At 39.7% G+C, this 13,380-nt stretch carries 15 protein-coding genes; 3 read left to right on the forward strand and 12 right to left on the reverse strand.

Annotated features, from left to right (window positions below):
• Window positions 1–58: 58 nt before the first annotated feature.
• The 7 genes from RZO55_RS17250 to RZO55_RS17280 form a co-directional block, all read right to left on the reverse strand.
• Window positions 59–1,477 carry an extracellular solute-binding protein gene (locus tag RZO55_RS17250; protein WP_318065501.1) on the reverse strand — a complete coding sequence of 473 codons (1,419 nt, stop codon included), beginning with the start codon at window positions 1,475–1,477 and terminating at the stop codon, window positions 59–61.
• Between the two features lie 99 nt (window positions 1,478–1,576).
• A complete protein-coding gene (locus RZO55_RS17255) occupies window positions 1,577–2,824 on the reverse strand; it encodes an ABC transporter substrate-binding protein (RefSeq protein ID WP_318065619.1) in 1,248 nt (415 codons plus the stop codon).
• Window positions 2,825–2,835: 11 nt separating this feature from the next.
• Window positions 2,836–4,341: a response regulator transcription factor gene (locus RZO55_RS17260; RefSeq protein ID WP_318065502.1), complete on the reverse strand. Its 1,506-nt coding sequence runs from the start codon at window positions 4,339–4,341 to the stop codon at window positions 2,836–2,838.
• A gap of 20 nt (window positions 4,342–4,361) precedes the next feature.
• The gene (locus RZO55_RS17265; protein WP_318065503.1) at window positions 4,362–6,110 is read right to left on the reverse strand and encodes a sensor histidine kinase; all 1,749 of its coding nucleotides are present in this window, start codon (window positions 6,108–6,110) and stop codon (window positions 4,362–4,364) included.
• Between the two features lie 168 nt (window positions 6,111–6,278).
• Entirely contained in the window at window positions 6,279–6,902 is a 624-nt protein-coding gene (locus tag RZO55_RS17270; RefSeq protein WP_318065504.1) for an undecaprenyl diphosphate synthase family protein, read from the reverse strand.
• A 115-nt stretch (window positions 6,903–7,017) separates the two neighbouring features.
• On the reverse strand, window positions 7,018–7,158 hold the full coding sequence (locus RZO55_RS17275) for a cyclic lactone autoinducer peptide (protein ID WP_318065505.1): 141 nt from the start codon (window positions 7,156–7,158) through the stop codon (window positions 7,018–7,020).
• A 101-nt stretch (window positions 7,159–7,259) separates the two neighbouring features.
• Window positions 7,260–7,580 (reverse strand): hypothetical protein, encoded by a 321-nt coding sequence (locus tag RZO55_RS17280; RefSeq protein ID WP_318065506.1) that lies wholly within the window; start codon window positions 7,578–7,580, stop codon window positions 7,260–7,262.
• Window positions 7,581–7,842: 262 nt separating this feature from the next.
• Between RZO55_RS17280 and RZO55_RS17285 the strand changes: the two genes are divergently transcribed.
• The 3 genes from RZO55_RS17285 to RZO55_RS17295 are packed head-to-tail and all read left to right on the forward strand — an operon-like array spanning window position 7,843 to window position 10,481.
• The gene (locus tag RZO55_RS17285) at window positions 7,843–8,583 is read left to right on the forward strand and encodes a LytR/AlgR family response regulator transcription factor (RefSeq protein WP_318065507.1); all 741 of its coding nucleotides are present in this window, start codon (window positions 7,843–7,845) and stop codon (window positions 8,581–8,583) included.
• A 55-nt stretch (window positions 8,584–8,638) separates the two neighbouring features.
• Window positions 8,639–9,883, forward strand: coding sequence for a sensor histidine kinase (locus RZO55_RS17290; RefSeq protein ID WP_318065508.1), 1,245 nt, complete (start codon window positions 8,639–8,641; stop codon window positions 9,881–9,883).
• A gap of 16 nt (window positions 9,884–9,899) precedes the next feature.
• On the forward strand, window positions 9,900–10,481 hold the full coding sequence (locus RZO55_RS17295; protein WP_318065509.1) for an accessory gene regulator B family protein: 582 nt from the start codon (window positions 9,900–9,902) through the stop codon (window positions 10,479–10,481).
• Window positions 10,482–10,488: 7 nt separating this feature from the next.
• Here RZO55_RS17295 and RZO55_RS17300 read toward each other — a convergent pair whose 3' ends face one another.
• The 5 genes from RZO55_RS17300 to RZO55_RS17320 all read right to left on the reverse strand — a co-directional run bounded on the left by RZO55_RS17300 (window position 10,489) and on the right by RZO55_RS17320 (window position 13,291).
• Window positions 10,489–10,953, reverse strand: a complete 465-nt coding sequence (locus RZO55_RS17300; RefSeq protein ID WP_318065510.1) for a phage holin family protein — start codon at window positions 10,951–10,953, stop codon at window positions 10,489–10,491.
• A gap of 29 nt (window positions 10,954–10,982) precedes the next feature.
• Window positions 10,983–11,522, reverse strand: a complete 540-nt coding sequence (locus RZO55_RS17305) for a hypothetical protein (RefSeq protein WP_318065511.1) — start codon at window positions 11,520–11,522, stop codon at window positions 10,983–10,985.
• A 293-nt stretch (window positions 11,523–11,815) separates the two neighbouring features.
• Window positions 11,816–12,493, reverse strand: a complete 678-nt coding sequence (locus RZO55_RS17310) for a hypothetical protein (protein ID WP_318065512.1) — start codon at window positions 12,491–12,493, stop codon at window positions 11,816–11,818.
• Between the two features lie 150 nt (window positions 12,494–12,643).
• Window positions 12,644–12,859 (reverse strand): hypothetical protein, encoded by a 216-nt coding sequence (locus tag RZO55_RS17315; protein ID WP_318065513.1) that lies wholly within the window; start codon window positions 12,857–12,859, stop codon window positions 12,644–12,646.
• 6 nt (window positions 12,860–12,865) lie between these two features.
• Window positions 12,866–13,291, reverse strand: coding sequence for a pyridoxamine 5'-phosphate oxidase family protein (locus RZO55_RS17320; RefSeq protein ID WP_318065514.1), 426 nt, complete (start codon window positions 13,289–13,291; stop codon window positions 12,866–12,868).
• Window positions 13,292–13,380: the final 89 nt, after the last annotated feature.

Consider the following 13,380-nt stretch of genomic DNA (forward strand, 5'->3'; position numbering starts at 1 on the left):
CGGTAAAAGGGAAGGGCAGGTACATGACTAACCTGCCCTCTCTGACCTCATTTTGAGTTTATTTTTCCACTACATTTTCCGCGCCTACGCTGTTGGTCACATCTGACTTGTATTGTGCCATTGCATCCTCCGGACTGGTGCCGGATACGACGGATTCTACCATTGTCTGAATGTGAGTAGTAACGGTAGTATACTGGCTGTTTCTCGGACGGTAGAACGCTCCTGAGAGGAAGCCGGTGCAGGTTTCCATAAACGGCTGAGAAGAATAAGAAGCATCTTTCGCAATGTCGGTTCTTGTGGCAATATTTCCCTGGGCAATGATGGTATCTAAATATACATCATAGCTCATGCAGTGTTTGATAAAATCCATGACTGCATCCTTTTGATCGGACAGCTGCGGTATGGATAATGCCCAGCCGCCTGACATGGTGATGCTTCCGGGCGCCTGCCCTTCACTGGTTGGCATGGCTGCGATTCCAAGCTTATCTTTATACTCCGGCCATGGTGCAGCTCCGGTTTCCTTGTAATTTCCGGTCATCCAATAACCGTCTAAGGTAATTGCAAGCTTGCCTTTTGGTAAATATTCTCTGGAGGCGATGTTGCCTGCCTCACCATTTAAAACTTTTGACAAGGAAGGACCATAACCATCTTTATAAATTGTACTGATGAAATTTAAAGATTTTAAAATATTATCGCTTTTCACTATCCATTTGTCGTTGTCAAGAAGCTGCTCTCCTGTACCATAAAGAAGCATCTCATAGGTCTGCATGGAAGTTGCTTCACCGGTTGCTACTCCGGAATTGCACCAGAATGGAACCACATCCGGACATTTTTCTTTAATGATTTTGCAGGTATCAAGAACATCCTGCCATGTTTTTGGCTGCCAGTTAGTGTCAAGTCCTGCTGCAGCAAATACATCCTTGTTATACCAGAGTCCTCTGGTATCTGTGCAATATGGAATTCCATATACGCTTCCGTCGTCATAGGTAACGCCATCTACAAGTGCCCCGTAGAAGGTTCCGTCATTCCATTCCTTATAGTCCTTTAAATAACCGGAAAGATCAGTTAAATATCCGGCTGCCACATCTGATGGCAGCTGGAAGGTGTCTTCACATACAATATCCGGCGCCGTGTCTGCCGACTGAAGAGCCAGAGCCACCTTTGCAAAATAATCCCCCTCTGATGCAGTGATCGGTGCAATATCCAGCTCAATAGAGTCTTTCTTTTCATAGGTTTCGTAGGCATGTTCAAACCACTTTTTCAGCACATCGCTTCCGTCATTACGGAAGGTAATGCTGATCTTTGTTTTTCCTGCTTCCGTTGTCTTATCAGCCGGTTTTTCCGTCTCCTTTTGTGTTGCTGCCGCTGTGCTTCCACCCTGGGTCTCCGGCTTACTTCCTGCCCCCTGACAAGCCGTTAAGGAAAGCGCCATTACTGAAGCAAGCGCTGCTGCCTGAATCCGTTTCATTTTTTTCATAATACCCTCTCCTTTTTATTTGTTAGATGAATCATAGCATAAGAATTTTCCCCGGTGTATTCCAAATTTTTAGAAAAGGGGTGTAAATTTAATCTCTGCTTACCTTTCCAGAATTGCAATTCGGATCTCTCCCTGAAGCCTGGCTGCAACCGCCTGTGGAGTCATGGATTTGTCCCCGAAAAAGTCCGACATTGCCCCCGCAATGGAATCAGATATAATAAACCAAGTGGAATAAGTACTTTTTAAAACACTCTGATTTCGCTCCCGCTGCACAAAACCATCTGAAAGTCCCCGCACTTTTCCCGGATTAACACAAACATCGGTTCTTACCGATAGACTATAGGTGTTTTTATAATAGGACTCTGCTACCTCCGGTGAGGTTATATAATCAAGCAATTTTAGCGCCTCTGGCTCATCTGCTTTCTCTGTAACCCCGATCATATCTCCCTGAAACAGAAATGTCTGCTTCTGAATATACGGGATTTCCGCTATTTCATAGTTTATCTGACTGGCAGAGTGTTCTAAAAGCGACATGGAGCTTAGCCTGGCAACAGCAATTTTTACATATCCACTGGAAAAGGCCTGCATTAAATCCTTCTGATTCCAGCTAATCACATCCTGGGCAATGATTCCCTCATCCCGCATCCTTGCAAGTATCTCATATAATTTCAGGCTGTTTTCCGAATCCAGACTACGAAGATTCCCTCCTGCCGAATAGACCATCTGCAGAAAACTGGAAGCAATATCTTCCTTATTCCTGACTGCAATTCCAAAGCTGTAGGTACCCAGACTTTTGGTCTCTCTGCAGAGCTTATAAAAATCTTCCATATTATCCGGAATTTTTTTTTTGTATCTGGCTAAATGGTCTTTGTTATAAAACATGACATAAGGATTGCTGGTAAAAGGTACCCCATAGCAGATTCCATTCACCACACAGCTTCCATAAGCATGCTTCAGAAAACGGCTGGTTCTCTCCCCTGTCATATAATCTGACAGATCCCGTAGAATATCCATAGACTGAAGTGCAGGCGTCATCACACTGTCACAGATAATTAAGTCCGGAAGGCTGTTCTGATCCTTATAAAGGCAAAGCTGCTTTTGAAAGGCAGACTGAGCCACATACTCAGTGACCACCGTGGGATTCCCCGATATTGCAGAATATTCATCAAGTACCTTTTTTAAGTATTCATCACTTTCATCCTCTTCATAAACTGCCATAACCACCAGCTTTTTTTTTGACTTTTCAGGGGAGGGTACCACATTGGTTTCCCTGCTGAAATTCACCAGAACTCCCATCAGTAAAAGGAAAACCACCGTCCAGGCCATAATAAGTAATTTACCAGTCATCCGGTTCAAAGCTATACCCCCTTTCTGTAATCCGACGGACAGACTCCTGCTATGGAGCGGAACACTTTGTTAAAATATTTGGTATCCTTATATCCCACAAGTTCTGCTACTTCATAAATTTTATATTTGCCGGAAGCGAGCAGTTTTTTTGCTGTGCTGATGCGGAATTCTCCCAAAAATGCAGTGAAGTTAATCCCCATCTCCTTGGTAAACAGCTTGCTTAAGTATTCCGGAGTGATTCCTACCAGCTCCGCCGCCTCTGTAAGAGATATTTCCCTTGCATAGTTCTGCCGTATAAATCCAATGACATTTAATATCATCCCGTTATCCGTAATAGCTGTGCTGTCCCGTTCATCTGTCACCATACCGATGATTTTCCAGTAATTATTTAAAAATATCTCTCTGATTCCGGTTTTCATCATATCATTTAAAAGATACTGATACAGTCCGTCTACATCCTTCTCTGTCATCAGTTCTCTTGCTGTATCAAGAATCGCCATAACAAATCGGACCGTGTGGTTTTTTATTATTTCAGGCCGTTCTCTGTGCAAGATGACCTGTTCCTTAAATAGCCCTGCCAGACGTCTGATTCCAGCCTGATTCCCATTCTTTATCTCCCTCCTTACCCCATGCTCTAAGTACTCTGGATAATCAATCCTTTCAAATGTCAGCCCATTTATCAGCTCCTGATCTATAATACAGCTTTCAGAGAATAAAAAACTGTAGCTTAATCCATCCTGCATCTGCCTGATGGTATCCTTTAATTCACCAATTCCATTAATACTTTCAAAACTGATTATAAATTCTCCTTTTTCCCTCAGGTCCTTAATAATCCTGGTCTGAAACAGATTTTTTAAATACCAGACACTTTGTCCGTCTAGAATCATAACCAATATCTGCCTTTCATAAGGCAGAAGAAAGGTAAAAAAACTGGTCAGGCAGTTAGCCTCCAGACTCTCCTTTAACAGTTCGGCCATTTGTTTTGTGGTATCCTCCAGAATACTCTCCGACTGAATTAAAAACAGAGAAATCTCCTGACCGTTCTGATAGCAGATTTCTCCCGCGAACTGCTTCATGACTTCCTCTTTTCGTTCTCCGGTCAACAAGGAAAATAACAGCTGCTGAGGTGATACCGTCTTCGCCCTGGTTTTTGACAGTCTGTTTTCCACAGCCTTCAGCACACTAATAATATCCTCTACGCTTAAGGGTTTTAACAGATATTCCACAACCGACAGCTGGATGGCCCGCTGGGCATATTCAAATTCCGAGTAACCGGTAAGTACAACAGCGGCAGCCTCACACCCTTCTTTTCTCATCCGTTCAATCATAACAAGACCGTTCATCTGCGGCATGTTAATGTCTGTAATTACCACATCAGGCTTTAACCGCAAAGCCTCTGAAAGTCCCGTTTCACCATCACCTGTGCCTCCCACAACCTTGTACCCGGTATATGTCTCAATAATTTTAATGATTCCGTTTCTGGTATTAGGTTCATCTTCTACAACGAGAATTCTCATGCCTTTCTGCCTCCTGCCTTCTATTCAAATAAAATTTCTGCCCTGACTGTAGTCCCGTTTCCGTCTGATTCAATTTCAAAACGCCCCTCATCTCCATAGTAATACCTGATTCTCATGATAACATTTCTTACCCCGATACTCCCCTCCAGAGAGCTTAAAGAATAATCGTAATGATTAAGCTCATAAATCAGCTCAGGGTCCATTCCTTTTCCATTGTCCTTAACCTGGATCACCAGATGCCTTTCCCCTTTTTTCCTTATGGTTATGGTGATCAGATCCTCTCCTGACTTACCGGGAAAGCCGTGATTAATGGAATTTTCAATAAGAGGCTGAAATAAAAGCTTATGCATCTTAAGATCCATTACCTCCTCATCAATATCCATGATGCAGTGGAAGGAAAAGGAAAAACGCTGCTGCTGGAGAAAAATATACTGCTTTAAATACTCTGTTTCACTTCTTACACTGACCACTCCATTGCTTTTATGTATACTGTATCGCAAAATATTTGCCAGATTCTTTAACATCTTACTAATGAGAAACTGCTCATTTTCTATTGCGATCCAGTTAATGGCATCCAGGGTGTTATAGAGAAAATGAGGATTGATCTGTGCTTCCAGTGCCTTAAGTTCCGCATTCTTCTCCCGTAGAAGAGCTTCCTTTTCCATTTTGCCCGACTGGTCTATCTTTGTAACCATGTGATTAAAGTGCCTTGCAATTATTCCAAATTCATCCTGCCAGGAATGGATGATCTGAACTGTATAATCCCCTTTGTAAGCCTTGTCCATGGCTGATGTTATCTTTTCTACCCTGACCTGGAAAGATTTTGCAAACCGGAGCATAATCAAAATGCTTGTTATTATAATCAGGATGGTTAATAAAATAATGACTTCAAAAATATATTTAAAATCCTTCAGAAGCTCTCTGTTGTCCCGAATGGTAACCAGTACATATTGACCATCGAGAACCGGCTTCGTATAAATGCTGGAAAACCGTGTCTTCATAACAGGATCAATTTGGGTTCCTATAAGTTCTTTCCGATTACTGGATATAATTGTTCCTTTTGTATTACAAAGAAAAGAAACAGTCCTGTCCTGCCGGTCCACCTGGGAATATGTCTCCCGAATCTCTTCTTCATCAAGACAAATCAGAATACTTCCAACTGTCCCCTGACTGTAATTGTTGATATCTGCAATTCTGTGTCCCAGATACAGTATATTCCGGTTTTTTCCGTTGTCCCCCCTTCGGTTTACAATATCAGAATAGACTGTCCTGGTATTTAAGAAAGTCTCGTCTGCCACTTTTAGCCAGCTTCTCTCTTTTGCCGGAAAACAGAAGCTGTTTATGGTACTGTTGGTAACTGAATCATAACCAATGCACTCCTTTTTCAGTGTAACCACTGCAATTCCCAAAATTTCCGGGTGCAGGTATGAGATATTCTCCATATCATCTTCCAGCTCTTTTTTTATAAGATAGTAATTTCTCGAGTCCCAGACATTTAATTTTTCCAGTTTCAGTGCATACTGGTTTTCTGTGTAGACCGACATAATAATACTGTCATACTGGGAAAAGTAATCCTCCAATCCTTTCTGAGACAGCTTCATATTGCTCTCCATCAGGCTGTCTGTCTGTCTTTTTAATGTACTTGCCGCAATAATACACGTAAATGTTTCCATAATCATTAACGGCACAATTGATCCTGCCAGCAGAATAATAAGAATTTTCTTTGCTATATGATAGCTTTTATACCTATCTAGTAGTCGTCCGATCAAGCTTTGCTCCTTTAGTTGTGTATTTCAGATAATTTTATCGTATTTTACTAAATTATCATAGCATATTTTACCAATATCTGGAGATTTTTCATATAAATAATCTCATATTACCACATAAAAAAGGCAGCCCCGCAAGGCTGCCCTTTCATGATATACAATTCTCTTTTTTTACCCCCCCAGGGTCACATCTTGTCTGGAGTACCACTCCAGTGCTTTGTAAACATGATCCGTTTTAAAATCCGGCCAGTAATCATCGACTACATACATATCCGAATAAACGGACTGAACCGGAAGAAAACCGGAAAGTCTTCTTCTTCCTCCCCACCGGATTATCAGATCCATTCTGGATACATCCGAGGTTTTAAGCTTTGGGCCTATGGTCCCGTCTGACAGTCCCAAATCCCATTCCCAGCTATAATTAATAAGGAAGTTGATTTTCATTCCCCCGTTACCGAAACACACCCTTTTAGTATATGGTTTTAACTCTTCCGGAAACATGGCGGAAGAAGTCTTCCCAACCACCAGAAGCTGTGCGTTCTCCTTAGCAAGCACCTCTACAGCCTTCACGCAGGCCTTGGAAAATGCTTCCCGCTGTACCGCAGGACGTTTGGTGTTGTCTGCGGTAAAGCCATAAAAGGTCATTTCTTCCACTCCCAGATCTCTGCAGAGCCGGTAAAGAGTCATGCCAGGCGAGATGCCCTTATCATACCCTTCTTCTTTCTTTATTCCGTTCTCCACAGCCCAACGCCTGTTTCCGTCAGGAATGATTCCGATGTGTTTTGGAATTCTCATTATCTGCCCTCCATGATTGGTTCCCTTTGAGGAAGTCCTGTTAAAATTATAGCCAATTTTTTCAAAAGGTTATCATGTAGGGCAGAAAATTAGGTAATTTAAAATGCCCTGATGCTTATTTCTTAAATTTCTTAAACTCTGCCGGCATCTTCGGCTGGTGATAGATGTACATGCATCTGCTTTGAGAAGCCATTTCTACAGATTTTCTGGCTACCTGTTCCATGAATTTAGCTGCAATATTACCTTTACGTTCCATTCTTTCTACCTCCATTATTATAAAGACATTAAGATAGTGCCATTATACAAATTCAGTAGATCAAAAATGACAAGTTGTAATAAAAACGACACTGCTCGTAATTATTCCCGATTTTGGCACTGATGAATCCTCTCTTTGTCATTCTTAACAAAAAGCATGAACAGCACCAGAATCAGACATAACAAAATATTAATAAGATTAAGCAGGGATATAAAACTTTCCCCCAAAAATGCAGCCCTCCTTTCAAACTGCATTTCACTCCACTCTATACAATTAGAAATGACAGCAGCAGTCACCATATTTATTACATAAATTTTTCTGTTGGATATTCGATTATCATTTTTTTCCAGAATCAGATGGATCAGATTTACAATTAAAAACAGGGTACAGAGAAAAATAATTAAAATTAAATAGGGTTTCAATTTTGTTACCTCCATGTTTCACAATAAAATGTGATATAATATTTTTAGTGCAATAAGAAAATATTATATTTCCATTGAAAAAATTACAGCATGTTGAAATTTCGAATCTGCAAGTAATTTTTAATGGGATCAATTAGACAAAATGCGACAAAAGCTCTTATTTCTCCCTTTTAATTAATGGGAGGTATCGTACGATATACATTATATACATGTTTCATTTTTGCAAGAATAAAGTACAAAGTTTACATGGGGAAGGGTAAGTATGTTAAGAATAGCAATTTGTGATGACGATGTTCTTTTTACAGGAATGTTAGAGAAATTAATAAAGGCAGAAGCTTTGGCGAACGGTATTGATATTGAAGTCGACGTATTTTTTGACGGTTCCATGCTAACGAAATACGTGCATTTAGGTAATGTATTTGACCTGATTTTTCTTGATATAGAGATGTCACAGGAAAATGGAATTGAAGCCGCACGCCGCATCAGGCTGAAAGACAAGACTGCGTTGTTAATTTATATTTCCGGATACGAACAGTATCTAAAAGAATTGTTTGAAGTAGAACCGTTCCGTTTTCTTTCTAAGCCGCTGGATACTGCAAAATTCTCCCGGTATTTTAAAGAGGCGTATGAACGGATCAATGAGAGCAATGTCTATTTTCAATTTAACTTTAATAAAGAGATTAAGAAAGTGGCGTTAAAGGATGTTGTCTATTTTGAAAGCCGCAACCGTATTGTTTATATTTATTTAAAAGATGGCAGAACGGAATATTTTTACGGAAAACTCAATGATGTGGAGAAAGAGTTAAACGGAAACAAACAACGTTACCTGCGGATACACCAGTCTTATCTCGTAAATTATGATTATGTCAGCACCATGAATTTTTCCAGTCTTGTTATAGAAAATGGAGGTAAATCAACTACACTGCAGATCAGTGAAGACAGGCAAAAGAAAATCCGCAAACAGTTATGTGATCTGGCCAGTAAGAAAGCGGGGTTAAAATAGTATGAATATTCTTTCTGCCACTGTTGTAAGTCCTTTTCTCTCACTATTTTATATTTTGGTCATACGTAAGTGCATCAACGCATTTTTTGTGCCCTCCTGGAAAAAGCCTACGACGTATATTATCTGGGTGGCCTATTATTTCTTTCAGCTGTTTCTGGGTATTAGAAACGGAATCTCACCAGTACTGACACTTTTGATCAACATGATCTTTGTCTTTCTTGCAACCAGTATTTCTTATTCAGAAAGCTGGAAAAAATGTGCCTTGTTCTCTTTTTTAATCTGTGCAATCTGGATGCTGGTGGAAATTATCATACATATGATCTTAAATATGCTGCATTTAGATGATAAAGCCGGCCTCTCAGGGGCCATTATATCTAAAATCGTAATGCTGGTTTTTGCAATTGTAACCGGGCATTGTCTGCAGCATAAAAGCACTGGTGATATTTCATTCCGGTACATGGCGATTTTGCTTATGGTACCTGCTGGAAGTATCTATATTATGCATAACGTCTTTCTGATCAGCAGCACAGCTGAAAATGAGCTTCTTTTTTCCTTTATATCCGGTATTTTAATGATGCTTATTAATTATATTATTTTTGAGGTGTTTGAATCTCTGGCAGCAAATTCGGAGTATCAAAAAAAGACTCTGCTCTATGAACAGCAATTAGAGCTTTGCGGCAGGCAGGCAGAGGAACGGGAGATACAAAATACACAAATCCGTCTGCTGCGCCATGACATGAAGCAGCACTTAATCACCATATTGGGCATGGTAAATTCAGGTAAAAATCAAGATGCCGCCACTTATCTCACCGCACTTTTAGAAAAGGGAAACTCAAAAAAAATACACGAAATATCCCACAGCGGTAATATTGTGGTGGATTCTCTTGTAAATTATAAATGTTCCGTCGCCCGGAAACAAAATATAGAATTTAGCACCAATATTTTTATTCCCCCCACAATGCCTTTCCAGAACGGAAATCTAACTATCATTCTTGGCAACCTGTTAGAAAACGCCCTGGAAGCCTGCCGCCAGATGAAAACCGGGCATCCGAAAATCGAACTGGAAATGTCCTATCAGAAGGGAATCCTTTCTATTGTTGTCTGGAATACCTTTGAGGGGGAGCGCTTTACAGACGGTCAGAAACATTTTTTGACCACTAAGAAAAATCCTGCTCATCATGGACTTGGTCTGTTTTCCATCGAGCAGGCTGTAGCCGCCTGCAACGGTGAAGCCATCACGCAGGTTCGGGGAAATATATTTAAAGCGGTTGTGATCTTATATCAGGAACCGGAAGAATGAAAAGGAGGCTCATAATATGGAACGGCTGTCTATCGCATTTACTAATTATATACTAAAAAAAGAAGTTATTTCAAAGGAAGACTATGAAATTTATTTATATGGGTTTCAAAGCTTTCTGGAACTGTTTTTAAATCTGGTCTGCAGTCTCTGCATTGCGGCTTTCCTGCATATGGAAGTAGAATGTCTGCTGTTCTTTTTATTGTTTATTCCTCTCCGTTCCTTTAACGGAGGACTGCATTTAAAGTCGTACTTCTCCTGTCTGATTTTCTCCTGTGCCACCATGACTTTCATACTTCTGATCGTGAAATATTACAGTCTGACAGCTCCTGTTTCGTTTCTGCTGTACTTTGCTTTTATGGTACTGATCAAAATCACAGGGGCTGTCGATCATCCCAACCGCCCGGTAGACACAGACGAAAACAAGACATTTACTCATAAAACTGACCGGACACTGTTCCTCAGCTTTCTTGCTGCACTGAGCTTTCTATTTTTGAATCTTGAAAATTACATTTTCTTAGAGGCGCTGATTTATATATTAGTATTTTCCACCCTTATATTATCCAAATTCACCGGCAGGAGTAACCCCCGGAAGGAGTAATCTTTTTTTAGTCTTTATCCATTTTGCCCCGTAATTCCGTGAGGACTTTTTGGAGAAATTCAGGCATTCTGGCACCCATCCGTCCCGCATTTTCTAAAATAGAAATTAATTCATTAATTATAAGCCAGACAGACACCAATAATCCAAAGATTGTTTTATGCTCAAATTTAATTCCGATCTCAGTAGAAAATTTATAGATGACATAATCCGTACTGACTGCCGCCAGAATGATGAATATATAACTTACCTTTTTATAGATGCCAATCCGGCTTTTCCTGCTGCTCCAGCCATACAGATTATTGTCAGGGTTGTCAAGTGCCTCCTTTTTGGAGGCCAGCATACCTGATATGTAATCCGTAATCATAAGTATGGTCAATAAAGAAACAGCAGGAAATAAAAGTCCGAATTGATCCATAATCCAGGCACTGATGATTCCCATTGCGCTTTTTTCCAAAACCAGTTTTTTTTCCATAACTGCACCTCCTCCAACGTCTTCTTTTTTTATTTGTAGTAGTTGTCTTTCAGAAGATTATAAAATTTTCTTCTGACCCGGTTCACGTATTGGCGGGATACCAAATGCCGGTCTGCAATCACTGCATCCGACTCCTCATGAAAGACGATATCCCACAATATAACAGCCTGTTTCCCTTCCGTCTTTAAAAGCATAGTTTTTAGATCTTCATGAAACATCCAGTCATCGTAAACAGGCTGATCCATGCTGATCTCAGTAAAAAACTCATCCTCAACAGAAGCCTCAGAATCAAAATGCTGCTTGCTTTTTTTATACTGTTCTAAGAATTTGTTTTTTAGGGCTCTGCTTAAAAAATATACACATTGCCCGTCATCCTTATAATATTGCATTGAATTGATGGCCTCCAACAGACTTAGTATAAATTCTGAATGCATGTCCTCTTTTTCATCTTTGTATAAAAGACGTACATACTTATTAATCAATGGTGCCATTTTATCTACAATCAGTAAGAATTTTTCCTTATTACCTTCTTTTATTTCCTCAATAATTACATGAACACTTTCTCCCATTTTCTTACCTCCTAAAAGGCAAAAAGAAAAAAAGGGTAATATTGTAAACTAAATTCTTCTGAATCTTTAATTTTTTCGCATAATATGATTGTAGATAAAAAACTATCAATTTATGGAATCACGTAAAAAATGCCGAATAACATGGAGAAATCTCCATATTATTCGGCATTTTATCACTTTATATCATTATAGTCCTATTAATTCTTGGTTGTATCTTTAAATTATTCAACAAAAAAAGTCCGGGACTGGATTCTCCAGAATCCTCCCCGAACTTGCTGCCCACCTTATTCATTTTACCATCTTACATCAGACCAGTCCCATGTAAGATCACCGCTCTCCTTATTCCTCTTAATTAAAGATCTTTTACAGTCGTCTTCCAGGTTTGTTATATGGAATACATCATCAAAAGCTTTATATGCAGTCTCAACATCATTCAAATAAGACCTGTCAGGATTGTAATCATCATGTGTCCCGGTAATATAGGCACTATTCTGCCAGGTAAATCCTACATATCCGCATCCATCCGATCCATTGCTCACTAGAATGAGGCAATTATTCTGTAAGTATAATTCATTAATAATATACCAGCCTTCCGGCTCATAAAGGTCCGCTTCCTTTTTCAATCCATGATTTTCATAAGTATACACGCTAACAGAAATCCCATCACCCAATATTAATTCAGGAATCCCGTCTCCATTAAAATCATGAGTCCCCAGATAGACCGATGGATTCATTCCATCTATACCCCTTAATTGATACGGGTCAGGCAGATGACCGCCCCCATGACTTATTATATCCTTATAGGCAGTCTGCCATGAGTCTTCCTGCTTCGTCCCGTCTAAAGACTCCTGAACTAAGGCAGCAGTCTGACATTCTTGCGGCTGCGCTGTGGCAGCTGCTGTTCTTCCTGAATAGGAGCAGCCGGTTAAAGCAATAACTAAAAAACAAGATAAGAAATTTTTTTTATTCATGAGTCTTTCCCCTTTTAACTTTGACATTATTGTTTCGTTGTCACTGGGCATAATTATTTTATTCTACCATTATTTCAGGTCATTATTTATACCTCGTAATTATTCCGGTTTTGCTCGTTGAAAAAGCCATAGTCTTTTTACTATGGCTCTTCATTGCCTCATAAGGCTCCGAAACAATCTTAAACCGGCAATCTCCTTTACTTTTTGAGACTTTCCATATGTTACAATATAAAAGGCTCCACTATCATAAAAAGTATCAATAAATCTGACTGCTGGAATACTATCGTTTGATGTAGCCAGCGCAAACTGATAATCTCTTGCAAATAATGTTTCTAAAACCTCAAGTCCTTCATCATACGCATTCATATTTGTTTATAAGCCCCCCTTGGCTTCCTTCCAGTCCACAAAAAGATTGTAGCGGGTTGTAGTGAAACGCAAAACACAGTAATTGGGATCATCAGGACCGCTGAAATGATTTTCAAGTCCATGATACCACATTTCTTTTTTAATTTCAGGGTCCGTCAATACTTCTATTGTACCCACCAGCGTAATATTATGATTAACTGCATTAAAACAAACACTTGCTTTGTTGCATCTTTCAATTCTTTTGGTTTTATCACTGCCAAAACCAGTACAGAATGTAAGCCAGTTTATGCCGTCAGCTTTAGATACGGATATTGTTGAGGTTGTTGGATAGCCATCCATGTCAATTAATGCTAAAGCACAATAACCCTCATCTCCACCTACAGCCTTTTCTTCAATTATCTTAGTTGCTTTAGCGATTATTTCTGAATTCATGTTATATTCCTCCCAATTAATTTTATAACAATTATAACATGCATAATGCGGCAGCTGTATGTCATGTTTTAATCATGGACTTTCTATTT

This window comes from Clostridium boliviensis (assembly GCF_033342255.1).
GTDB lineage: Bacteria > Bacillota > Clostridia > Lachnospirales > Lachnospiraceae > Lacrimispora > Lacrimispora boliviensis.